The organism is Pseudomonas sp. UV AK001, from assembly GCF_046097675.1.
Classification (GTDB): domain Bacteria; phylum Pseudomonadota; class Gammaproteobacteria; order Pseudomonadales; family Pseudomonadaceae; genus Aquipseudomonas; species Aquipseudomonas kribbensis.
The window spans coordinates 1,271,101-1,294,150 of sequence record NZ_JBJUVZ010000001.1 but is presented as its reverse complement, the minus strand read 5'-3'; the positions used below and the strand labels follow the sequence as shown (position 1 = coordinate 1,294,150).

The window sequence follows — 23,050 nt, the reverse complement described above, 5'->3', positions numbered from 1 at the left end:
TCCCGTTATCAACCAAGGGGGGCGCGTAAAGTTTGGCGGCGATTGTACTGGTCTGGCTCTTCCAGCGATAGGGCGGTGATCCCCGGAATGCCAATTGGCGCAATCGCGGGACAGTTTTTCACAGATGAAGGTTCACTATTGGTTACAAACTGTGGCTAAAATGCCATCCATTCACCCAATGCCCTTGCCCGGCATGGGCTCAAGGATGTGCCACCGAGACGCTGCTTTGTATCCAGACCACTGCCACAGACCTATGGCCACAGCCAGAAAGGCGCGCAGTTTGTTCACTTTTGACGTGTGACGATTTCCGTGAAACTCATCATTGCTGCTATTTATGTCATTTCTATTGCATACGTTCACCTGCGTGGCCGTGTGCGTCACAAACTGGGCCGTCAGTTGAGCGATCACTCGACGTTTCTCGCGCCGATCAACTGTTTCCTTTATCTGTTTTCGAAGAAGCCGAACAAACCCTACCTCGATCCGAAGGACTTTCCCGATCTGAGCCCGTTGCAGGCCCATTGGGAAGAAATCCGCGAGGAAGGTCAGAATCTGCTGCGTGCCGGTGCGATAAAGCGCTCGGACCAGTATGACGATGTCGGTTTCAACTCGTTCTTCAAGACCGGCTGGAAGCGTTTCTATTTGAAATGGTACGGCGACAGCCATCCGTCGGCGCTGCAACTGTGCCCGCGCACCACTGAACTGGTGCAGAGCATCGGCTCTATCAAGGCGGCAATGTTCGCCGAACTGCCACCGGGCTCGAAACTGGTGCGTCACCGTGATCCGTACGCCGGTTCCTACCGTTACCACCTGGGTCTGGAAACGCCGAACGACGCCGGTTGCTACATCAATGTCGATGGCGAGAACTATCACTGGCGCGACGGCGAAGCGGTGATGTTCGACGAGACCTACATTCACTACGCGGAAAACACCACCGACAAGAACCGCATCATCCTGTTCTGCGACGTCGAGCGACCGATGAAGTACCGCTGGGCAGCCGCGTTCAACGGCTGGTTCAGCCGTACCGTGATGTCGGCGGCCGGTGCGCCGAACGATGCGGGCGATCGCACCGGCGGTATCAACCGCCTGTTTACTAAAATCTACAAGATCCGCCTGCGCGGCAAAGAGCTGAAAAAGCGCAATCGCGCGCGCTACTACCTGGAAAAATGGGCGATCTTCGGTGGCCTGCTGGCGATCTTCATTCTGATCTGATAACTGATCTGATAAATCGGGCGACTGTTGAAAGACAGTCGCCCGATTTCATTTTCACGACGCTTTTTTGGTCTTTTTCGCCGGGGTGGCCTTGCTCGCGGTCTTCTTCGCCGGTTTGGCCGGTGATTTCCCGCCAAGGCTGCGTTTGAGCAGTTCGGTCAAGTCGATCACATCCGCCGACTTGCGTTCTTCTTCGCCATCAACGGTCTCAACGTCCTCGATCTTGCCTTCATGGGCCTTCTTGTCCACCAGGGCCATGATCTTGTCTTCAAACTCGTCGCGGTAATCCTCGGGATTCCAGTCGGCGCTCATGTCTTCAACGAGTCGTTTGGCCATGTCCAGTTCGGCTTTCGCCAGTTGCGGCTGGGTCACTTCGCTGCCCAGCGCCAGTTCATCGAGGCTGCGCACTTCCTGTGGCCAGCGCAGCTTCACCAGCACCAGTGCCGACTCCAGCGGCATCAGCGCCGCCAGATACTGACGCGTATGTAACACCACGCGGGCGAGGGCGACTTTTTTGGTTTTGCTCAGGGTTTCGCGCAGCAATGCGTAAACCTTGCCGCCGCGTTTGTCCGGGGCCAGGTAGTAGGGCGTGTCGATGTTCTGCAGCGGAATCTGCTCGCTGTCGACGAAGGCAAAGATGTCGATGGTCTGGGTCGAGACCGGGTGGGCCGAACGGATTTCTTCCTCGCTAAGCACGACATACCGGCCTTTTTCGAACTGCACACCTTTGACGATGTGCTCCTTGGTCACTTCCTTGCCGGTGACCTTGTTGACCCGTTTATAGCCGACCGGGTCCATGCTGCGACTGTCCAGCCAGTCGAAGTCCACGCCCTGGGACGAGGTCGCCGAGACCAGCGCCACGGGGATGTGCACCAGACCGAAACTGATTGCGCCTTTCCAGATTGCCCGAGCCATGGTGCCGTTCTCCGCGTGATGTTCGGGTGACCCGTGGGCATGCGTGAAAGTTTCCGTTGCCAGCCGACGGGCAACTGGTCAAACGGTGTTACACCTTGTTTAGCGATGACGGGTTAACAAATCCGAACCCTCGGCGTAGCGTGGACTCGAAGGCTCTATTCCACGTGCATCGAGAGAGGCCGTCCATGAACCGTTTTCTGCTTGGCATCGCATCGCTGGCCCTCAGTGGCGGGCTGGTTCACGCCGATGCCCTGTTGCTGGCGCAAAGCCCGACCGGCAACAGCAGCAATCCCTACAACAGCCCGATTCACCGGGCCAATCCCAACAGCATGCAGGGCACGCAGCCCGCCAATCCGGTGATCCGCGGGCCGAGTACGGTGCCCGCGCCTCGCCAGCCCACCGTCGAGAACGGCGGCATCGGTAATGGCCAGCCCGTGCGTTCGGTGCCGAGCACGCCGCCGAAATTCATTCCCAACCCACCCGCCCGTGACGGCGACAGCAACCGTTGAATGGCAGAGCCGCTTCTGTCAGCCCTTCAAACGAACAAAAGGAATCGTGCATGTTGCGTAAAACCCTTTTAGCCGGCCTGTGTGCCGGCGCTGTTATCTGCAGCCCGGCATTCGCCGCTGCCCCCAAGGAATTGCAAAGCGAGCAGGGCACCCTTGAAGTCACGACGATTACCCAAGGGCTTGCGCACCCATGGGCACTCGCGTTCCTGCCGGATCGTCAGGGCATGCTGGTGACCGAGCGTCCGGGCAATCTGCGGGTGGTGGGGGCTGACGGCACGTTGTCGGCGCCGATCGATGGCGTTCCCAAGGTCTGGGCCAAGGGGCAGGGCGGGTTGCTGGATGTGGTGCTGTCACCGGACTTCAAACAGGATCGGCTGGTGTACCTGTCCTACGCCGAGGGCGGTGGTGCCGGTGACAAGGCCGGGACGGCGGTCGGGCGCGGGCGCCTGTCGGACGATCTGAAAACCCTGAAGGACTTCAACGTGATTTTCCGTCAGGAACCGAAACTGTCGGTCGGCAATCACTTCGGTTCGCGGCTGGTATTCGACCGGGACGGCTACCTGTTCATCACCCTTGGCGAAAACAACGACCGCCCGACTGCCCAGGATCTGGACAAGCTGCAAGGCAAGGTCGTGCGCATTTACCCCGACGGCAAAGTGCCGGATGACAACCCGTTTGTCGGTCAGTCCGGTGTGCGCCCGGAAATCTGGTCCTATGGCCATCGCAACCCGCAGGGCGCAGCACTCAATCCATGGACCGGGACTTTGTGGGAAAACGAGCACGGCCCGCGCGGTGGCGACGAGGTAAACATCATCGAACGCGGCAAGAACTACGGCTGGCCGCTGGCAACCCACGGCATCAACTACTCGATGCAGCCGATTCCGGAAGCCCAGGGCAAAACCGTCGAAGGCACCGTTGCCCCGCATCACGTCTGGGAAAAATCACCGGGTGTCACCGGCATGGCGTTCTACGATGGCGACCGTTTCAAGCCCTGGCAGCACAACGTGTTCATCGGGGCGCTGGTGACTCAGGAACTGATTCGTCTGCAGTTCGACGGCGACAAGGTTGTGCATGAAGAGCGTTTGCTGGGCGATCTGAAGCAACGGATTCGCGATGTGCGCCAAGGGCCGGACGGCTATCTGTATCTGCTGACGGACGAGTCCGACGGTGCGCTCTACAAGGTCGGACTCAAATGAACGCTTCATGCGGGTGAGCGGGCGTAAAGCACCACCGCAGCCCGCAACTTGCCCCGCCCGAACCGGCACATCTTTTCGAACTCCCCATGGCTGACCGGCACATGCTGGCAGTCCATGGGCTGGCGATGCTGGCTGTGGTCGACATCCGGGTCGTGCAGGTAGACGAAGTCTTCGTCGCAGTCGGTGACGATCACCCAGTGCGGGGATTTGGAGCGGGTCAGACGATAGCTGCTGATCAGCACCAAAGGCTGCCCGCCAGCGTTTAGCAGGCGGGGCAAATCCAGTGTCGTGCCGATGGTTTGATCGACATCGGTGTCGTTCAGTTGTGCCATGAACTCGTCGTGCACCAGGCGCATGACGTCTTTTTTATGCGCGTCGCGCACGCCGTCGAGAAACAGCGGCCCGGCCATGCTCAGTTGCAAGCGCACGCGAAACCCTCGGCGCCATGCGGCCAACGCCAGGCCTTGAGGGCTGCAACCGCCATGGCCGGCGGTCATGAACACGGTGGTCGCCTCACGCCAGAGCTGCAGTTCTTCGCGGCGCTCCAGCGGTCGTTCAGCCTGCAAGGCGCCCATGGCCATCAGCAGGCACGCCGGCCCGCAGGTGAAGTCGGTGGTCTGCCGGTAATAGGGCACCTTGATGCTGCATGAGTCGTGGTGTTGCAGGATGCGCTTTTCCAGGCGCAGGGCGTCCGCGTGATCCTCGTAATAGTCGTGAATCAACGCAAAGCGCCGATAGCCACTGCGTTCGTACAACGCAATGGCGGTCGGGTTGTCAGTGCGCACTTCCAGTCGCAGGTAAGCGCAGTCGTGCTCCAGAGCGCAGGCTTCGATGCGTTGCAGTAATTGCTTGCCCAGGCCACCGCCCCGGGCTTCGGGGGAAATGGCGATGGAATACAACCGCGCAAGCGATGTGCCGCGATGGAACAGCACCAGCGCATAACCCAACAGCTGACCCTCGCGCTCGGCCACCAGCAACTGGCCGTTCGCGCGGGTAATCATCCATTGGAAGCTGCGGCGGGTGAGCCGGTCCGTGGTGAAACAGTGCATTTCCAGTGCTAGCAGCGCCGGTAAATCATCAACTGTCGCCAAGCGAAAAACAGTGTTCATATGACCGCCGTAAAAGTTGCGTAACGAAACGGGACTTTCGAAAAAGTTCGTGCTTAATAGAAAAGGTCTTGTTCTCCAACGGATCAATTTCTATGTCAGCGGTACAGGGTCATTGGCGCGAAGTATCCAGTCAAAGTTTGCCACCGGCAACTTATTTAAAGCCGCAAATCAGAACTTCCAGTCAAGTGTTGATCATCGTCGAACGCAAGGAAGACTGGGCCTCTTACTTTCCCAGCGAAGACATCCTGACGGCCCAGGAATACCTCGAACAACCGCCCGACAGCGAGCCGGGAAAACGGGTGCAGGTGATCAACCTGTGCCGCAGCTACAAGTATCTGGGCCACGGCTACTACTGCTCCCTGCTGGCCGAAGCCCGGGGGCACAAGGTGATTCCGTCGGTGCGCACCATCAGCGAGCTCACCAGAAAATCCCTTTACGGTCTGGCGCTGGATGACCTGGATAAAACCCTGGAAAAGGCCCTCAGTCATCATCTCTACAGCGATACCGAAGGTTTTACGCTGACACTTTATTTCGGCAGAACCCATATAGAGCCGTTGCAGGATCTGGCCCGACAATTGTTTGAAGTGTTCCCGTGTCCGATTCTTTTAGTTGAGTTCCGCAGAACTAACGGTTGGCACATCGAAGGCATCAAGTCCGGTGCGCTGCACAAGTTGCGCGACGATCAGGAAGATCAGTTCGCCAATGCGCTGGACGGATTCAGCCGCAAGGTCTGGCGAGTACCGCGTTCACCGCAAGTGGCGCGTTATGACCTGGCGATCCTGCACGATCCGCAGGAAGCGTTGCCGCCGTCCAACGCCCGGGCGCTGGCGAATTTCGTGCGGGTCGGCAAGGGCATGGGCATCGATGTCGAACTGATCGAGCGCAAGGACTACGCAAGGCTGGCCGAGTACGACGGCTTGCTGATCCGCGAAACCACAAGCGTCGACAACCACACCTACCGTTTTGCCAAGAAAGCCGAGAGCGAAGGGCTGGTGGTGATGGATGACCCGACGTCGATCCTGCGTTGCACCAACAAGGTCTATCTCACGGATCTGCTCAACAGCCATCAACTGGGCATGCCCGCTACGGAAATTCTCTACAAGGAACGACCGGAAGACTTCGAACGGGTGGGCGAGCGTCTTGGATTTCCGTTGGTGCTGAAGATTCCCGATGGCTGCTTCTCTCGGGGGGTGATCAAGGTCGAGAGCCAGCAGGCCCTGCTGGAAGCCACCGCCGAACTGTTCGAACACTCGGTGCTGTTGCTGGCCCAGGAATTTTTCTACACCGAGTACGACTGGCGCATCGGCGTGCTCAACCGCAAACCGATCTTTGCCTGCCAGTACTTCATGTCCAAGGGCCATTGGCAGATCTACAACCACAAGGCCAAGGGCCAGGACGTCAACGGCGAATGCCGCACGCTGGCGATCCACGAAGCGCCGCGTGCGGTGGTGGATCTGGCGGTGAAAACCGCCAACCTGATCGGCGACGGCCTGTATGGCGTTGATCTCAAACAGGCCGGCGACAAGGTTGTGGTGATCGAGGTCAACGACAACCCGAACCTCGACGCCGGCATCGAAGACGCCTATCTGCAGGACGATCTGTATTCGCTGGTGCTGGAGGAGTTCGTGAGGCGCCTGGAACTCAAACGTCGCGGCCAGGCCTGGTGAGCGGCCGATGATCAACAGCTTTGCACTGAGCCACGGCGCCTTGCAGCGGGTCGAGCGGCTGGACGCCGAGGTGATGCTGTTCAGCGACCCCGACGCGGCTGAACGCGACCTGCTCCACAGTCACTTCAAACTGGATGAGCATGCTCTGGCCTCTGCGCTGGACCCGGACGAGGTGTCGCGGATTGAATTCCATCCCGATCATCTGTTCCTGATCTGGAAACGCCCCGAGAACTACTCCGGGGGTGGCAGTCTGGCGTTCGAGGTGTCGTCCTGCGGTTTGCTGTTTTCGCCGGGCCAGTTGCTGGTGATCGCCACCGACGACACGCCGCTGCACGGTCTCGGCACGGGGCGGCCACTCAAAACGCCACTGGATGTGTTGCTGGACCTGCTCTTCAACAACATCCATCACTACCTCGGGCATCTGAAGGTGATCAAACTGGTTGCCCGGGAGTTGCAACAGAAATTCAACGCTTCGATGCAGAACCAGCATCTGGTGCAGATGTTCAACCTCAGCGAAAGCCTGATCTATTACATCAACGCGCTGCACAGCAACGGCGCGGTGCTCACTCGGCTGCGCAACCACGCAGAAAAACAGCATTTTGGCAGCGAAGCCATTGGCCTGATCGACGACCTGATCATCGAAAACAACCAGTGCTACAAGCAGGCGGAAATCTACTCCACGGTGTTCTCCGGGCTGATCGACGCCCGGGGCAACCTGATGAACAACAGCATGAACAACCTGCTGCGCAAGCTGACGCTGATCAACGTGGTGTTCCTGCCGCTCAACCTGATTGCGAGCATTGGCGGCATGTCGGAATTCAGCATGATGACCGCCGGCACGCCGTGGTGGGTGTCGTACCCGTTGTTCCTCGCGGCGATGCTGTTGGGGGCGGGAGGGATGCTGTTCGGGCTCAGGCGTCTGGCGAAGTGACGGCGGCCGGGCGTTTGCGATCCTGCAGACCCCGGACCACCAGGTACAACAGCGGCCCGACCGAAACAAACACCGCCGTCAGCAACAGATACGGCACCACCGACCAACCCGACTGCCCGCGCTTGCGCGCATCCTTGTACATCCAGATGCCCGCCAGGGAGGCCAGCAGATAAAGATCGATCACCACCTGCGCAGTGTCCGGCCGCGACATCAGGCTGATGCCGAAGTCGATCAGCGATTGCTCGGCTTGCAGCATCACGGAAACGGTGTAGCCGCTGAAGGCGATCAGAGCGGTGAGGGGCAGGGCGATGGACATCATGTATTCCTTCCTTGGTCAGATGAGCGAAAGGCCAGCCTACAGACCCGCCGCAAAAATCGCCATTGACTTGCCAGCAATGCCCGGGCTAATTTCGAGCCCATGAATTCCACCGTATTGCGCTGCCAGCCAAGCATTATTACCGCCATTCCTCATTTGGCGGGCTAGCTCACGACTGCAGCACCCAACCCGCCCTAGAGGCGGGTTTTTACTTTCTGTCTCCGGGGTTCTGAATAAAAAGTCAGGAGACGACCATGCGCCACAGCCCCGACCAGCAAGCCTTGCTTGAGCAATACGTGAAAAAGATCCTCGCCGCGCCGGTGTATGAACTGGCGGTGCGCACGCCGCTGCAACCGGCACCGGCGCTGTCCGAGGCGCTGGGCAACCGGATTCTGCTGAAGCGCGAGGACCTGCAACCGACGTTCTCCTTCAAGATTCGCGGTGCCTACAACAAACTGGTGCAGTTGAGCGATGAGCAGAAGGCGCGCGGAGTAATCACGGCGTCGGCGGGCAATCACGCTCAAGGCGTAGCACTGGCGGCGCGTGAATTGGGCATTGCTGCGACTATCGTCATGCCGGCAACAACACCTGAGTTGAAAGTGCTGGGCGTCAGCAGTCGCGGAGCCGAGGCATTGTTGCATGGAGAAAGCTTTCCGTTCGCCCTGTCCCACGCGCTGCAACTGGCCGAGCAGACGGGAAGAACCTTCGTCTCGCCGTTCGACGATCCCGATGTGATCGCCGGCCAAGGCACCGTTGCAATGGAGATCCTGCGCGAGCATCAGGGCGCGCTTGATGCGATTTTTGTCCCGGTGGGCGGCGGCGGGTTGATCGCCGGCATCGCGGCGTATGTGAAATACCTGCGGCCGGAGGTGCGGATCATCGGCGTGGAGTCGGAGCACTCGGCCTGCCTGAAAGCTGCGTTGCAGGCGGATGCGCGAGTGGTGCTGCCCAGCGTCGGCACCTTCGCCGATGGCGTGGCCGTGGCGCAGATCGGCGCCTATGGGTTCGAGATCTGTCGCTTCTGCGTCGATGAAGTGATCACCGTCAGCAACGATGAACTCTGCGCGGCGATCAAGAACATCTACGACGATACCCGCTCGATCACCGAGCCTTCCGGCGCGTTGGCGGTTGCGGGTATCAAAAAGTACGTGGTGCAGACCGGCGCACGGAATCAGACGCTGATCGCCATCGATTCCGGCGCCAATATCAACTTCGACAGCTTGCGCCACGTCGCCGAACGCGCTGCGGCCGGCGATGTGGCCTAAGAGTGCTCAGGGCAACAACGGGCGCAGAAAGCTGCGCTCGTAACTGACGATGAACTTCTTTTCGACCAGATCGGCCACCAGTGCCGTGCTTTCCGGGTCGGTCAGTGCAATGTGGCGATAGCTTTCGTAATCCGCCAGCGACGGAAAACTGAACAGGCAGTAAGCGATGTTGCTCGCGCCTTCCGAGGGCAGAAAATAGCCGTGATGCGTTCCGCCCAGCCGTTCGACGATGCCTAGCCAGGTTTTGGCATAGGCTTCGAAGGCGTCGAGCTGGTAGGGATCAATCACGTATCTGACGTGGCAGGTAATCAATGCCGCTGCTCCTTGGCAAGTTACTCGGGAATGGCAGTGCCGACTTTGTCCGAAGCCGACCAGATGCGATAACGCACTTCGACATCCGTCGGTGCGTAAACCACGATCGGCAGTTTGCTGTTGTAGCGCACGGTGAAGCCGTCACCGATCACCGGGACGAAGGCGCGCTTTTTCTGGGTGCCGGGCGGGCAGGCCATCAGGGTGCTCATCGGGCCGCTGACTTTTTCGAGGCGGTAGAACGGATAGCCCCAGCCTTCGAGGTTTTTCTCTTCGAGGGTGCCGCCCAGGCGTTGGCGGTTGCAGTCCACCTCGAGTGTCTTGCCGGCGAGGATTTCGACTTTGAAATTCTCTTCCTGGGCCTGCTGCGGCAGATGAATGACCTGGCGGGTGAATCCGGCTTCGGCTTTGGGGTAGGGCGCCGTGTCTTCGAGTTTGGCGGCGTGGGTGAGGGTGGAGACGCTCGCAAGCATCAGGCCGGCCGTCGCGTAAACAGTGAAATTTCCCATTGAAGCCTCCTGGCGGGTGTACGTTGGTTGATGGGCATTCTCACTGCCATGGGCAATGAATGCAAACCGCCAGCCGCATGCAAATTGCAGTGCCTGCACGATCGGATCTTGCATTTTGCAACTGGCCACTTGCCTGCGTTTTCGCCAAGTCATTGATTTGGCAGGAGGTGAAGTCGACCCGATGAAAGGCACGTTTTATGCGTTGATTTGGTGCGGCGCACCGAGTTTGTGCGCCTACACTCCAATGGGCATTTCGCAGTACAACCGCTTGCCATACCCAGGGATTCAGCGGGGATACACCCGCCGGGAACAGTGGCAACGGTCAATGTGAATACTTGATTGGCAGTCTCACAGTAAGGAGAGGGTTCGCCATGTTTCTGTCTGCCTTGGAACTACGCAATATCATTGAAAGCAGCTTTCTGCCGAAACGCTGCCAGTGCACGCTGTCCCCGGATCTGTCGATGACCGTCAAGGTTTATGGCGACCATCGGACCGATCAGGTCGATTTGCTGGTGAGTGGCATCGATGCCAGTCATTTGAACAGCTGTCGCGAAATCAACGGCCTGATCGCCGGGTTGCGCTCCAATCTCGCGCAACACACGGCAACTCATCATTCAGTGCCGCGATCCAAAGTCGTTTAACCGACCGTTTCACCCAGTTCGACTGTCACGCGCCGGGCCTGCACGAAACCAAGGCCCAGCGCGAACTCGACCAGCACCGCGAGCAGAATCCCGGGGCCGGCATGGCCGTTGAGCCATTCAGCAAACCCCAGCACCGCCAGACCAAAACAGCCGACGATAAAACCGTTGTTCATTGCATCGCGTGCGATCGACACCGGCGCGTTGCGCACCAGATAGAACATCACTCCCAACGCCGCGAACAGCACCGCCATGCGTCGTGCGACAAATCCTGCTGCCTCGGAGTATTCAATGCTCCAGATCGAAAGCAGTACTTGCGGCACGAGGCCCCAGGACAGCGCCAACAGAAAACACAGGGAAAAGGTGATGGTCGACAACGTGCGAAACGACAACTGCATGGCGAATCCTTGCGGCAGTGAGGAGGGGCCCCCGAGCATAACCTTCGAGCCCCTTGCCCGCCTACCGCAAAGCCACAAATCAGAGCTTTCTGTCAGTTCTGGAAGTCGCAGGCGTCAGACATTTTCCGGTAGGTGATTTCCTCGGGTTTGCCTGACGTATCGATGTACTTCATGTCGGCATCGATCACTTTGCAGGCCTTGGTTGGCTGCTCGGTCATCGAGACCACTTTGGCCACATTCAACGGCATGCCATAGGTGTACGGCACCGCTTTGGTCGTCGTGGTGTCATTGGCCTGGGCCAGCCCGGCAAACGCAGTGCAGGCGAGGACGGTGGAGAGCAGGAACGGACGAATGTTCATGGAGAAACTCCCGTGCGACGGAATGAAAGCCCGGCGTGAAACACGCCAGACCTGCCGCACTGGGCGTCAGCATCGGCTGAGAGCGTGCGGATGACTAGAGTCTTTGACCACGGCGTTAAGCGAGGGTTAACCCGGCTGAATGCCGGCTGTCTGACGGGGGATTGTTTCTCGGGGGATTCTCGGCGCCTTCCTACAGGAACCGGTGCCTTGTCTGCTTCCGGCGGCTGGAGCGGGGCGGTTATGGTTTGGTGTCGCTGCAAAATCAGCGACTTAGGTTTGGTCACCTAACGTAATCACCTGTGCATGTGTGCCATTATTCGCCCCGACGGACATTCGTGTCTGTGGAGTGCATTGCTGTGGCGGCTGTGTGCAGGGTCGCCTTCGGGCGAGCCGAGTCGGGTGGTTCTCGGTTGACCAAGCCTGTACACAGTCCGCCTCCCCATCGTTTGGTCACGGTGCTGGCGGTTACATTCAAGCTGCCTTGAGTAATTCCAATGCCAATACTGAAACTAAGCTCCGCCCGCTACCTCCCGCTCAACAGCGGCGTCACCGACAGCGCACCGCTGGTCATCGACACCCAAGCCAACCCCCAAGACATCTTCGAAGCCGCCGTCCAGCGCGTACGCGCCGCCGCCGACTTGCTCGAAACCCTGCATTGCCTGTGCTTCAAACACGCCGATGTCCAGGACATTCCCCACATCACCCATGCGCTGTATCTGCTGGCGCAGGATGGCAATGATTTGCTGCAGGTAGCTCAGCAGAGAATGTTGAACTGGCAGGCGCCGGTTTAACGGAACACAAAAGTAAAAAGGGGAGTCCGTCTGGACTCCCCTTGGTCATAGGGCAGGATGAAGCCGGTGAGATCGGATGTTCATACCGAATCACGCAGTCCTTAGCTGAGCACTGCCCGCCTGAGGAATCATCGCGAGCTGAACCTCAACATTGTTCTCTTTCTTCGCCAGCCAGCGTTCAATATTGATGTCATGTTCTGGCCCTTGGGTCGCGGAGCCGTAGATATCTTCCGGCGTGAGTTTCTGGAAGCTTAGAGTGTGCAGTCGTTGTCTTGACGTATCGATGCGCCCCATCTCAGCTCTGAGAGAATTGATTTGTTGTAGAACAGTTCGACGATCAGGCTGGAAGGAGTGATTGAGTTCAGCTTCCTTGGCTTTCAAGCGTTCCTGCATTTCCTGTAGTTGATAGTAGATCTGATCGTATTCAGTCTTGGTCACCACTGTACGGCCGGCATCTTGAGTTTGCTGCCATCGGCGAAGCGTCGCCCATGCATTTGGAATGTAGGATGGGACCATGTAGTGGTCAGACATCTGGAACAGTTGCTGGATAAACATGGCACGATCAGGCAAGTCGCCGAACTTTTTCACTGCTCGTGTACAGGCGGCTTCTTCGATGGACTCGCATCCGGGATTCCAGAGCACAGCAGATTGTTCGCGTCCCTTGAAATGCACCGGCATGAAATGGCGCAACTCACCTTGGTGCTCATAAGGTGCTCCACCGATTCGCGTCAAACCCAGAGCAAAAATCAGAGCACCTAGAGGAGCAGTAACGAAGCTGAGTACCAAGCCAGGTATCCAGACGCTTTTTCTGGTGTTCATCCAAGGCGCCGGAACACTCGGGATTGGGTCGTTGTCGTTGACCATGCGGTGATGCGCCAAAGCTGCTGCGCCATTCACGAAGTCGGCATCGCCGGCTCTTGGCGAGCCGTAGGTATAAAGCAAAATGTCATAACCATTTGGATGCCGTCTTAAGGCCTCAGCAAGGAGTGTAGCGATTGCTCCCCCCAAGCTGTGCCCGCAGATAATTATCTTTTGCCCAGTGTGAAATTGGCCGAGATAAATTTCGACAAGTTTACTCAATGCGTCATAGGCCTCGTAAAAGCCTTGGTGAGACTTGCCGACACCCGCTGCAAAGGGAATCTGCTCAGCATCTGTATCGCGCACAAAGTCAACGAGTTCCAATGTGCCCCGGACGGCGATCAATACTATTTCGTCATGATGAGTTATGAAGGCTTGAGTGTTAGTTCCTTCATCGCTGTCGTCAAAGAAATGCAGTTTCGCAGGGTGCTCTTGTTTTTCCTTTAAGTCAGGTTTGTTCTGATCATAAAGAGTTGGATCGAAAGGCAAAATCTCGAATCGCTTGGAATACGGAACATCTTCGTATAAAGGGTAGTAAGGTTTTGCCTGTCCAGCGTTAACTTTCCAAGGTTCCTTGTAACTAGCCATTCCCTCGGCAAACATGTTTCCGACACTAGGATCGAGAGGGAAGCTAACCGTATCTATCGGGTTTTCAGCTGGTGATTGACCGAAATTGCAATAGCTTAAAGCGGCGAATAAAGAAAGTTGATAAAGATTTAATGCGCTGAATTTGTTGTCTTTCGAAAGTATTGGCCGGAAAGCGCGTAACGGTCTGACCTCCAGAACGGTATGCTTGTTAGGTAATAATGCAACTCCGCCAAGCTCTGACTCCTCTGGGCCAAATCCCAAGTCACCCATAATTTTAAGCAGGCTAAAGTTTGGTGGGTACTTTCTCGTTGAGTAAGGGGGCAGGTGAGCGGATTTGCTTACAAGGTCCTTAACTTCAACGTGAAAAAATTGCTGAGCGTTATTTTTTGCAGGGTTGTTTTCAACGCGCGTGCCATCCTTTCTTACAAAGCGTGTTTTCTCTGCCCTTACTTGGAGTTCAGTAATTGGGAGCGGATAGCTGCTTCGTTGAGAAAGAGCGTTGTAGAGGTTCTCTGTACCTTTGTAAGGGCTATCAACCGTGAGTACAACAGGTCCTTGATAGTGGTTTATGACCTTGGCCGAACCATTTGCATCCAGTACGCCGATGTATTGTTGATGGGCGCTATCGCTTAAGACGTACGCAAGGCCTGCGTATGGCTTGCCGTCGCCATTTTCATCAACCAGTTGAAAACTGATCCAGTCGCCACGCAATGGGCAGGCTTCCGACTTTTCGCTTAACATGGGATCGCAAGTGTTTTGGGATGCCATAAAAAATATCCTTATTCAGTACAGTTTGGGTAAACAGTGCACTCGCGACCGTCGGGCATTTTAAAGGACTTAAAGTCTTTTTTGTTACCGCGACAAAATCCGTATTGATCATCAAGATTTTCGCCCATGCAACGCTTCCATCCCTCTGGGAACTTGATCCACGTATCGCCCATATATGGGCGTTCCTCCTTTGAAAGGGAAAACTCTACAGTCAGCGTCTTTCCTGCCAGTTGAGCTCGCGACAATGAACTGGTGGCAGAGTCTTTTTCATCTTGCGAAGTACCTATTGCCTTGCATTTCAATATCTTTGTTATGTATCGATTTGATCCGATTGTTCGAAATAGCCACTCGCATTCTCTTTTTAATAAAAGAGGTGAGAGAGAAGGCTGGTTATTTGCTGTGGCGTCGTCGAACGCAATGCTGGTGTAATCTCGCCCCAAGTTAAGTCTGGCTGCACCATATTTTGCATCTACTTCGTAATCAAAACGCTCCAAAACCAGAGGGCAGCCGCCGTCAGTGCTGGAAAGCGGGATCGTAAACTGCGCTGTCTGAGCTTTTTCACTCAGTTCCTGTTTGAAAATTTTTAACCCAGGATGATTCTTGCCATTTTTTGCCGGGACTTTGCAGGTTTCTCCAGTGCGAGGAGCATAGATGGCTTCACCCTTCACCTCAAACCCCGGCGGAAGCTCCGTCACCAACGTAAAGCTGTCCTGCTGAGCAACCGAACAACCAGTAGCCCCAATCGCACCCAGTCCAATCATCAAACTACGAATAAACCCATTGAAAACGTTGCGATGACGCATTTGATTGTCCTTTGTCCCGTGGCGGTCGTTTCGAGCGAGTGACGCCCAAGGTCTTGAATTCAATTCAGTGCGGCGTCATCGCTGTGATCAGCGAAAAACCGTTCGCACCGTTCGAAATGCTTTTCCGGCGTTTCCCCCGGCAAGGGCTGCCAGGCCACATCCCCGGCATTTTTGGGGTTAAGGCGCAGGGGCAACATGAATTCCCGTTGCTCTGGTGTGTTCCATTGCCAGGCTTCGAGCAGATCCATCTGTTCTTCCAGCCATTCGAGGATTGGGCGGGTTTCGGAAAGTTTTGCAGCGGTTTCGGCGTGATACACCAGCAGCCAGCGTTTCAGGTTGGCTCGCAGGATTTCGCGAGTTCGTTCCGGCGGCGTAGGGACTTCAAGCCAAGGCGCCGGATTCGGCACCGCATACATGCCGGGCCTGCTGTTGTCCGCACTTTTCCACTGATCTTCATCCCAATACAGCACGCTGCTGATCGGGCCGAGCAGCAGCGGCCATTCGGTTTCTTTCATGTTGGCCAGGCAACGGGCGAGTACGCGGTTGTCCTGGAAGCGGAACAGCGAGCGATCGCCGTCCTCGTCGATGACCATGCGGGCGATCCAGTGCTGGGTCAGGCTGTCGAGATCGGCCTTATCCATGCTGCCGATCCAGCCCCAGTTGCGCTGCGGGTCATCCAGCAATTGGGTGAACGCTTCGCTGCCCGGGTTTTCGAGTTCGGTCAGCCATGGGCTGATGGAGGCGAACTGGGCGAACTCGGTACGTCGGTAGAGCTGCACTGAGCGCTGCATTACGCCGGCGCTGTACAACGGAGTGACCGGGTTCGGTTCGGCGAGGCAGTCGAGCACCAGGATCAGGACGCGATTGAGGCGAGACTGTTCGCCCAGCCAGTTATTGAGCGCGTCACTCATGCCACGGCTCCCAGATCACATTTGCCTTCACGGCAGGCCTCGCAGATCGGGCAACGGGTGTCGCCTGCCTTGCGCGCTGCTTTGGCCAATGCCATTTGGACGGCAGCCGGGACGAGCAGGGCGCCGGGCTTGTCCTTGGCAGCGGCCCACGGAATGACCGGGTCCAGAATCTGGATACCGGAACCCACCCCCGGCGCACCACCGGTATTGGCCTTCACCTCCGCACCGCTGATGGTCACGCCACCCGCATCCACCTTGACGAAACTCCCCCCAGCCTTCGCCGTCAGCTCCATCCCGCCTTCAATCACCACTTTCTCGCCAGCGTGGTAGTGAATCTCCGTACCCGCTTCAACGAACTGCCCGGTGCCGACCTTCACATGGCGGGTCACGCCCACGGTCAGGTGATCGTTCGCCCGCATCTCACTGACACGATCCAGATGAGTGATGCGGTGTTCTTCAACCTTGAATTCACTTAAAACATTGGCTTCGACCGTGTCATGCCGTTCATTGCCAACCCGAATCTTCTGGTCGTGCTCGATGTTCTCGTCCCAGTCGCGCTGGGCGTGGATGTAGATCTGCTCCACGCCTTTCTTGTCTTCGATGCGGAACTCGTTGTAGCCCTTGCCGCCCGGTGAACTCAGGGTCTTGAAGGTGCTGCGGGTCTTGTTCGCCGGCAGGTCGTAGGGGACGACGTTTTCCTTGTGGTACAGGCAACCGGTGACCAGCGGCTGGTCGGGGTCGCCTTCGAGGAAGGTCACCAGCACTTCCATGCCGATGCGCGGGATGGCGATGCCGCCGTAGGCCGCGCCGGCCCAGCCGCTGGCGACGCGCAACCAGCAGGTGGTCTTGTCGTCGGCCTGGCCGTCACGGTCCCAGTGGAATTGCACCTTCACGCGGCCGTACTGATCGCAGTGGATCTCTTCGCCGCCGGGACCGGTGACGATGGCGGTCTGGCTGCCGAGGACTTTCGGTTTCGGGTGTTCGAGGGCAGGGCGGTAGTGCGCGTCCCACGGGGTGGCCACGAAGCTGTTGCGGTAGCCCTGGTGGAAATCGCTCTTGTTGTCGGTGACGTCGCTGGTGACGTTTTCGCCCAGCACTTGCGGCTGCTTGCCTTCGTGGAAGACTTCCAGCAACAGCCACATATCGTTCCATTCGGCGCGCGGGTGTTCGGCCAGGGTCAGGAAATGGCCGGTGGTCAGCGTCGGCTCGTCACCTTTGCCTTCAGCGAGTTTGTAGTCACTGCGATGGCGTTCCAGCGCACGGGTCGAGAGGAACTTGCCGCGCTCGCGGGTGGTGAAGCGGCCGGGATAGTCGTAGTCCTCGAGGTCCGGCATGAACGCGGATTTGGCCGCGCCCTCGGGCAGGATCTTCGGTTTCTCGAAGTCGTAGTCACGACGGCTGACGCGGCTGGTGCGGGTTTCCAGGCGCAGGTTGAAGCGCTTGATCACCGGTTTGTCGGCGGTCATGCCGGAGTCTTGCTGGTAGTTGACCGGTTTCAGTTTGCGGAAAACGGTCTGGTCGTCGCCGAACACCAGTTTGTGGCCGCTGCTGCTGTGCTGGAAGTGGAAGTGAATGCCTTCCTCTTCGCACAGGCGCTGGATGAAATGCAGGTCGGATTCGTCGTACTGCACGCAGTAGTCGCGTTCCGGGTATTCGGCGCCGAGCTGGAAGCTGTAAGCGTTGGCCAGGATCCCGCGATCTTCCAGCACCTGGGCGATGATCTTCGGCACGGTCAGTTGCTGGAAGATCTGCTGGTCATGGTTGTGCCGCAGGTAGGCCAGCTGTGGCACCAGGCTCAGGCTGTAGCGGGTCAGGGTCTTGCCGGAGTCGCCTTGCTCGACGCGATACACCAGGCCATGAATCTTGCCCTCGCCGGTGGCGCCGAAAGTCAGGCAGCCGGGCTTGTGCAGGAGTTCTTCGAGGTTGAGGTCGGGGCGGGCGCTGACCAGTTCAATGTCGAAACGGAACGGTTCGTTGAGGGCTTCGCGACCGGTGAAACTGAGGACTTGCAGATCGGCGGAAGCGCCTTCGAGCGTGAGGGTAATGTGGGTAGCGTTGGCGTCCAGCATGCCTTGATTTCCGTCCTTTGGATTAGCGTGGGCGGATGGTGCAGGATTAAACGGCCTCGTTCAAGGCGCAAATGCCGTAGAGGCGCGGGCCGCAGCCCATCAGGAAAACCCTTAGACCGGTGGTTTCGCCCCGTGAAACCGGCACTTGCGGGCGACAGTTCCCGTGTAATCGCCCGCGCCGGTGCTCAAGAACAATCAGTCAGTTTCAGACTAAAGTCGCCTGTGGCACGTCAAAGCCATCTGCCATCATGGGCGCTCACCCCCGCGTGTTCACTTCCTTCCGGTTCTTCAATGTTCCGGGACGGGAGCTATTTCTGGTTTGTTTGCGCCCCCTGCGCAATCGTTGTTCTGTTGGAGTTTTCAATGCGTCCCCCATTTCCCCTCATCACCCCGCGCCAGTCGCTTGGCTTCGGAGCCTTTGTGCTGTGCGCCGGTTTTACCGCGCAGGTTCAGGCCGGCGGTTTCTTCGAAGACACCACGGCGAAGATCGAATCGCGCACGGTGTACTTCAACCGCGATTTCCGTGATGGGCACACCTCCAATGATCAGGGCGCATCCAAGCGCGAAGAGTCGGCGCAGGGTTTTATTCTCAATCTGCAATCGGGTTACACCGAAGGCACTGTCGGTTTCGGGATCGATGCGCTGGGCATGGCGGGCTTCCAGCTCGACTCCAGCCCTGATCGCAGCAACAGCGGACTGCTGCCATCCAGTGGCGACAACCCGCGCGGATCGAAAGGTCAGTACGCGAAGATGGGCCTGACGGCCAAGGTGAAAGTCTCGGACACGGTGCTGAAATACGGCGCGCTGCTGCCGGATCTGCCGCTGCTCAAGTACAACGACGGCCGTCTGCTGCCGACCATGTTCAACGGCGCGATGCTGACCTCCAAAGAGGTGAAGGACCTGACCTTCATGGCCGCACGCCTGGACAAGTACACCGCCCGGGATTCGACCGATTCCCAGGACATCCGCGTGCACTGCAAGAACAAGCGCTATGCGTGCAACACCACTGCCGATCATTTCGACATGTACGGCTTCGACTACAAGATCAACGATCGCCTGACCGCGCAGTATCACTACGCCGAGCTGGAAGACATCTATCGTCAGCACTTCGTCGGCCTGTTGGCCAACCAGCCGCTGGGCGATGGTGTGTTGAAAGCCGATCTGCGTTTGCTGAAAAGCGCCGACAGTGGTGATGCCAAGGCCGGTTCCATCGACAACCGCGCCTTGAGCGGCATGCTGTCCTACGGCATCAGCGGCCACACTTTCAGCGCCGGCTGGCAGCGCATGAACGGCGACAATTCGATGCCGTACCTCGATGGCAGCAACCCTTACCTGGTGAACTACGTGCAGGTCAACGACTTCGCCGCTGCGCAGGAACGTTCCTGGCAGCTGCGTTACGACTATGACTTCAAGGCCATCGGCATCAACGGCCTGAGCTTCCTGACCCGTTATGTGAACGGCGATCACATCAAGGTCCCGGGCAGCGATCAGGAAGGCAAAGAGTGGGAACGCGACAGCGAATTGAAGTACGTGATCCAGAGCGGAACGTTCAAGGATGTCAGCCTGCGTTTGCGTAACGCGACGTATCGGACGAACTACGAGAAGTTCGCCCGGGACGTGGATGAGACCCGGTTGATCGTGAGTTACAACTTTTCGGTGTTGTAACCCATAGATCGGCGGTGTCTGAACTGACGCCATCGCGAGCAAGCTCGCTCCCACAGGGATTCAGGGTGACCACAATTTAGTGAGCACCCGGGAAACCTGTGGGAGCGAGCTTGCTCGCGAATGCGTCCTTAAGGGCTCCGAGGGTCAGAGCCAATGCCAGAACCTGCTCCAGAACCCGCGATTCAAATCATCCTTGCACGCCGCATATTGCTGGCCGTACATGTCCGAGCGGTTCTGCACCTTGCGCGCCACCGGCGGCAGCCACGCCTTACTGGCATAAGTCTTCTGCCGGAAACCGCCCCAGCCCTCGTGGTAGTTGAGGTACTGGTTATAGGCATCGTACTTGTATACGCCGTTGATCGAGGTGGTCTTGTCCATGTACCAGCCGACAAAGTCGATGGCGTCATCGAAGTCTTCGCGGTCGGCGCCGTGGCGGCCGGTGCTTTTCTGGTAGTCGGCCCAGACTTCATCCTTGGCCTGCGCGTAACCCGCTGCGGTCGTGACGCGTCCCCACGGGATCACCCACAACAGGTATTTGCGCGGCGTCTTGGCGTCGTAGCGGTAGCCGGACTCCTGATACATGATCGCGAATGGCACCTGGATCGGTACGCCCCAGCGCTTTTGCGTGACTTGCGCGGCATCGTACCAATCACTTTTCTCGCGGAAAATCTCGCAGAGGTTTTCCGGCGAACGCGGCGGCGATGTTCCGCAACCACTCAACAGTGCCGCCAAAATCAAAAGTCCAACCGTGCGCCCCGAATTCAAAAGCCGTCATCCCGTCGTGCAAAAAAGGGCGCCAGTCTACGCGGTCAGGTCAACTGGTGGCGATAAGGCAAATCCGGACCTGTTTTACTGCATGTAAGAGCGGCGGCCTGTACGGCAAACCTGAGCATGCCTTCGATCTGTTCGCGACCCAAATGCTGAACACCTTCCACCGAATCCAGTTCATGTTCGGTCAGCCAGGTAATCAACGCGGCCTGGAAGGTATCGCCGGCGCCGACGGTATCGGCGATTTTTACCGAGCTTGCCGGCACCGACCATGAACCGTGAGCACGGCTGAATACGGTCGCGCCTTCACCGCCACGGGTCAGGAACACCACCTGGCAGCGATGCTGCAGCCAGCCTTCGATGACGCGTTGCGGATCCTGCTCGGGATACAGCAGGCTCAAGTCCTCGTCGCTGACCTTGATCAGATCCGCCAGCTCCACCAGCGTGGCGATCCGCTCACGCCACAGCTCAATGTTCGGCTCGGGATTGAGGCGCACGTTCGGGTCGAGGCTGATCAGGCGTTTGCCGCTTTCGCGTTGGATCAGGGCGAGCAGGGTATCGGCCACCGGTTGCACCACCAGCGAGAACGAACCGAAGTGCAGTCCACGCACGTCCGGGCCCAGCGTCGGCAGATGCGCCAGGCTCAACTGGCGGTCGGCGCAGCCTTCACCCCGGAAGCTGTAGTGCGGCGAGCCATTGGCACCCACCGCGACCATCGCCAGCGTGGTCGGCGCGGCGAAGTCCACCAGATAATCCGGGCGTACGTCTTCGTCCTGCAGCACCTGCTGCAAGCGCCGGCCGAGGTAATCGGTGGACAGCCCGGCGAACAGTGCCGAGTCCACGCCCAGACGGCGCAAACCCACCGCCACGTTGAACGGTGAGCCGCCGGCAATCGCCTTGAAATTGACTTTCGACGCCTGCCCGCCGGCATCGTCTTCGCTGAAGAAATCGAACAGCGCTTCGCCACACACCAGGTACATAGTTGTTTGCTCTTTATAAGGTTGCGACATGCAGTCGATAGCGTTCATAGGCCTGCTGGAAGGCTGCGACATTGGCGGCAACCGGCAGGGTTTCACTGTTCAGGTCGAGCTTCACACAGCGCTCGCACAGGTCGGCCAGAGTGTCTTCGTGACCGTTTGACCATGACTTGCACCACGCGGCCTGAATCGCCGCGCCGAGGGCGGCGGCTTCGCTTTGCTCGGTGCAGATCACCGGGGTGTTCATAATGTCGGCGACGATCTGCCGCCACACCGCGCTTTTCGAACCACCGCCGATCAGGCAAATGCTGCGGCTTTGTAAACCATTCTGGCGCAACAGATCCAGTCCGAAACGCAGGCCGAAGGTGGTGCCCTCAACCGCTGCGCGGCACAGATTGGCTTGCGTCAGGTTATCGATCGTCAGGCCATGCAGGCTGCCGGTGGCGTGGGGCAGGGGAGGCACGCGTTCGCCGTTGAGGAACGGCAGCATGCTCACGCCTTCAGCGCCAATCGGGGCCTGGGCCACCAGGGCATTGAAGGTGTCAAGATCGAGGTCGAACAGTTCGCGAATCGCCCCGGTAGCGTTGGTCAGGTTCATGGTGCAGATCAACGGCAGCCAGCCGCCGCTGGACGAGCAGAAGGTCGCGACCGAAGCATCCGGGCTGACCTTCGGCGCCTCAGAGTAGGCGTACACCGTGCCGGAGGAGCCGAGGCTCATGGTGATCGCGCCCGGCTGAATATTGCCGGTGCCGATGGCGCCCATCATGTTGTCGCCACCACCGCTGGACACCAGCGCATTGGGATTGATGCCCAATTGTTCGGCAATTGCCGGCAGGATCGTACCGACTGCTTGATGAGCGTCGATCAGTTCCGGCAGCGCCGCTTGCAGGCGGCCGCTGGCATCGATGTCGCGCAGCAGTTGCAGATCCCATTGGCGGGTGCGCACGTTGAAGTAACCGGTGCCGGATGCGTCGCCGTATTCGCTGCAGCTACGGCCGGTGAGCCAGAAGTTCAGGTAATCGTGGGGCAGGAGGATTTTGGAGATTCGTGAGAAAACGGCGGGGTGTTGTTCTTTGGTCCATAGCAGTTTGGACACGGTGTAACCCGGCGCAATCACCACGCCGAGGCGTTCCAGCGAGCCTTTTTCGCCGCCGAGGTAAGTCAGCAGGCGGTCGTTTTCTGCGGTGGTTTCGGTATCGCACCAGAGCTTGGCCGGGCGCAGGACCTGGCCTTGGTCGTCGAGCAGTACCAGACCGTGTTGCTGGCCGGAAACACCGATGCCGAGGATCGACTGGCCATCGACGTTCGCCGCCAGCAACGCACGCCGGGTGGCGAGGGCGAAGGCCTCCAGCCATTGCGCGGTGTCCTGCTCGCGACGGCCGTTGGCGCCGCTGATCATCGTGTGGGCGGCGGCGCCCTGGCCCAACACCTGACCGCTGGTGGCGTCGAGGATGATGGCTTTGGTGCCTTGGGTGCCGCAGTCGATGCCGAGGAAGAGTTGTTGGTTGTTCATGGTGTGAAC

At 58.4% G+C, this 23,050-nt stretch carries 22 protein-coding genes and 1 pseudogene; 9 read left to right on the top strand and 14 right to left on the bottom strand.

The window, feature by feature from the left end; all coding sequences use genetic code 11:
• The first annotated feature begins 309 nt into the window (after positions 1-309).
• On the top strand, positions 310-1,209 hold the full coding sequence (gene lpxO / locus ACKLNA_RS05855; RefSeq protein ID WP_085708729.1) for a lipid A hydroxylase LpxO: 900 nt from the start codon (positions 310-312) through the stop codon (positions 1,207-1,209).
• Positions 1,210-1,263: 54 nt separating this feature from the next.
• Here lpxO and ACKLNA_RS05850 read toward each other — a convergent pair whose 3' ends face one another.
• Complete coding sequence (locus ACKLNA_RS05850; protein WP_408985204.1) at positions 1,264-2,124, bottom strand: Ku protein; 861 nt, start codon at positions 2,122-2,124, stop codon at positions 1,264-1,266.
• A gap of 185 nt (positions 2,125-2,309) precedes the next feature.
• Here ACKLNA_RS05850 and ACKLNA_RS05845 point away from each other — a divergent pair, with 185 nt between their 5' ends.
• The gene (locus tag ACKLNA_RS05845) at positions 2,310-2,633 is read left to right on the top strand and encodes a hypothetical protein (RefSeq protein WP_408985203.1); all 324 of its coding nucleotides are present in this window, start codon (positions 2,310-2,312) and stop codon (positions 2,631-2,633) included.
• 50 nt (positions 2,634-2,683) lie between these two features.
• Positions 2,684-3,829 carry a PQQ-dependent sugar dehydrogenase gene (locus ACKLNA_RS05840; protein ID WP_408985202.1) on the top strand — a complete coding sequence of 382 codons (1,146 nt, stop codon included), beginning with the start codon at positions 2,684-2,686 and terminating at the stop codon, positions 3,827-3,829.
• A 5-nt stretch (positions 3,830-3,834) separates the two neighbouring features.
• Here the strand turns inward: ACKLNA_RS05840 and rimI are convergent, their stop codons facing one another.
• Positions 3,835-4,938: a ribosomal protein S18-alanine N-acetyltransferase gene (rimI, locus tag ACKLNA_RS05835; RefSeq protein WP_408985201.1), complete on the bottom strand. Its 1,104-nt coding sequence runs from the start codon at positions 4,936-4,938 to the stop codon at positions 3,835-3,837.
• Positions 4,939-5,030: 92 nt separating this feature from the next.
• Here rimI and ACKLNA_RS05830 point away from each other — a divergent pair, with 92 nt between their 5' ends.
• Positions 5,031-6,605: a RimK family protein gene (locus ACKLNA_RS05830; protein WP_408985200.1), complete on the top strand. Its 1,575-nt coding sequence runs from the start codon at positions 5,031-5,033 to the stop codon at positions 6,603-6,605.
• Positions 6,606-6,612: 7 nt separating this feature from the next.
• Positions 6,613-7,536, top strand: a complete 924-nt coding sequence (locus tag ACKLNA_RS05825; protein WP_408985199.1) for a magnesium transporter CorA family protein — start codon at positions 6,613-6,615, stop codon at positions 7,534-7,536.
• Here the strand turns inward: ACKLNA_RS05825 and ACKLNA_RS05820 are convergent.
• On the bottom strand, positions 7,517-7,855 hold the full coding sequence (locus ACKLNA_RS05820) for a DUF2834 domain-containing protein (RefSeq protein ID WP_408985198.1): 339 nt from the start codon (positions 7,853-7,855) through the stop codon (positions 7,517-7,519). The two genes, ACKLNA_RS05825 and ACKLNA_RS05820, sit on opposite strands and share 20 nt — an antisense overlap.
• Before the next feature lie 251 nt (positions 7,856-8,106).
• Between ACKLNA_RS05820 and ilvA the strand changes: the two are divergent.
• Positions 8,107-9,108 (top strand): annotated as a pseudogene (gene ilvA / locus ACKLNA_RS05815) (threonine ammonia-lyase, biosynthetic); the annotation flags it as partial.
• A 15-nt stretch (positions 9,109-9,123) separates the two neighbouring features.
• Here the strand turns inward: ilvA and ACKLNA_RS05810 are convergent.
• Together ACKLNA_RS05810 and eco are read right to left on the bottom strand one after the other, a co-directional pair.
• Entirely contained in the window at positions 9,124-9,429 is a 306-nt protein-coding gene (locus tag ACKLNA_RS05810; protein WP_085703035.1) for an NIPSNAP family protein, read from the bottom strand.
• 20 nt (positions 9,430-9,449) lie between these two features.
• The gene (gene eco, locus ACKLNA_RS05805) at positions 9,450-9,935 is read right to left on the bottom strand and encodes a serine protease inhibitor ecotin (RefSeq protein WP_408985197.1); all 486 of its coding nucleotides are present in this window, start codon (positions 9,933-9,935) and stop codon (positions 9,450-9,452) included.
• Positions 9,936-10,306: 371 nt separating this feature from the next.
• Between eco and ACKLNA_RS05800 the strand changes: the two genes are divergently transcribed.
• Entirely contained in the window at positions 10,307-10,576 is a 270-nt protein-coding gene (locus ACKLNA_RS05800; protein ID WP_085709758.1) for a DUF1652 domain-containing protein, read from the top strand.
• On the opposite strand, the gene ACKLNA_RS05795 is transcribed toward ACKLNA_RS05800, so the two are convergent.
• Positions 10,573-10,971, bottom strand: coding sequence for a hypothetical protein (locus tag ACKLNA_RS05795; protein ID WP_408985196.1), 399 nt, complete (start codon positions 10,969-10,971; stop codon positions 10,573-10,575). The two genes, ACKLNA_RS05800 and ACKLNA_RS05795, sit on opposite strands and share 4 nt — an antisense overlap.
• A gap of 92 nt (positions 10,972-11,063) precedes the next feature.
• Positions 11,064-11,330 (bottom strand): DUF2790 domain-containing protein, encoded by a 267-nt coding sequence (locus tag ACKLNA_RS05790; RefSeq protein ID WP_408985195.1) that lies wholly within the window; start codon positions 11,328-11,330, stop codon positions 11,064-11,066.
• 494 nt (positions 11,331-11,824) lie between these two features.
• Between ACKLNA_RS05790 and ACKLNA_RS05785 the strand changes: the two genes are divergently transcribed.
• Positions 11,825-12,121, top strand: coding sequence for a hypothetical protein (locus ACKLNA_RS05785; RefSeq protein ID WP_408985194.1), 297 nt, complete (start codon positions 11,825-11,827; stop codon positions 12,119-12,121).
• A gap of 90 nt (positions 12,122-12,211) precedes the next feature.
• Here ACKLNA_RS05785 and ACKLNA_RS05780 read toward each other — a convergent pair whose 3' ends face one another.
• Genes ACKLNA_RS05780 through ACKLNA_RS05765 form a run of 4 tightly spaced genes read right to left on the bottom strand, consistent with a single transcriptional unit; the run spans position 12,212 to position 18,118 of the window.
• The gene (locus ACKLNA_RS05780; RefSeq protein WP_408985193.1) at positions 12,212-14,335 is read right to left on the bottom strand and encodes a lipase family protein; all 2,124 of its coding nucleotides are present in this window, start codon (positions 14,333-14,335) and stop codon (positions 12,212-12,214) included.
• An 11-nt stretch (positions 14,336-14,346) separates the two neighbouring features.
• On the bottom strand, positions 14,347-15,138 hold the full coding sequence (locus tag ACKLNA_RS05775) for a hypothetical protein (protein WP_408985192.1): 792 nt from the start codon (positions 15,136-15,138) through the stop codon (positions 14,347-14,349).
• Between the two features lie 59 nt (positions 15,139-15,197).
• On the bottom strand, positions 15,198-16,049 hold the full coding sequence (locus tag ACKLNA_RS05770) for a DUF4123 domain-containing protein (protein WP_408985191.1): 852 nt from the start codon (positions 16,047-16,049) through the stop codon (positions 15,198-15,200).
• Positions 16,046-18,118, bottom strand: coding sequence for a type VI secretion system tip protein VgrG (locus ACKLNA_RS05765; RefSeq protein ID WP_408985190.1), 2,073 nt, complete (start codon positions 18,116-18,118; stop codon positions 16,046-16,048). Before ACKLNA_RS05765 ends, ACKLNA_RS05770 begins: the two co-directional genes overlap by 4 nt.
• 363 nt (positions 18,119-18,481) lie before the next feature.
• Here ACKLNA_RS05765 and ACKLNA_RS05760 point away from each other — a divergent pair, with 363 nt between their 5' ends.
• Positions 18,482-19,783 (top strand): OprD family porin, encoded by a 1,302-nt coding sequence (locus ACKLNA_RS05760; RefSeq protein ID WP_408985189.1) that lies wholly within the window; start codon positions 18,482-18,484, stop codon positions 19,781-19,783.
• A 144-nt stretch (positions 19,784-19,927) separates the two neighbouring features.
• On the opposite strand, the gene ACKLNA_RS05755 is transcribed toward ACKLNA_RS05760, so the two are convergent.
• Genes ACKLNA_RS05755 through xylB form a run of 3 tightly spaced genes read right to left on the bottom strand, consistent with a single transcriptional unit; the run spans position 19,928 to position 23,041 of the window.
• The gene (locus ACKLNA_RS05755) at positions 19,928-20,548 is read right to left on the bottom strand and encodes a hypothetical protein (RefSeq protein ID WP_265814505.1); all 621 of its coding nucleotides are present in this window, start codon (positions 20,546-20,548) and stop codon (positions 19,928-19,930) included.
• Positions 20,549-20,592: 44 nt separating this feature from the next.
• A complete protein-coding gene (locus ACKLNA_RS05750) occupies positions 20,593-21,531 on the bottom strand; it encodes a carbohydrate kinase family protein (RefSeq protein WP_408985188.1) in 939 nt (312 codons plus the stop codon).
• Between the two features lie 13 nt (positions 21,532-21,544).
• The gene (xylB, locus tag ACKLNA_RS05745) at positions 21,545-23,041 is read right to left on the bottom strand and encodes a xylulokinase (protein WP_408985187.1); all 1,497 of its coding nucleotides are present in this window, start codon (positions 23,039-23,041) and stop codon (positions 21,545-21,547) included.
• Between the last annotated feature and the right edge of the window lie 9 nt (positions 23,042-23,050).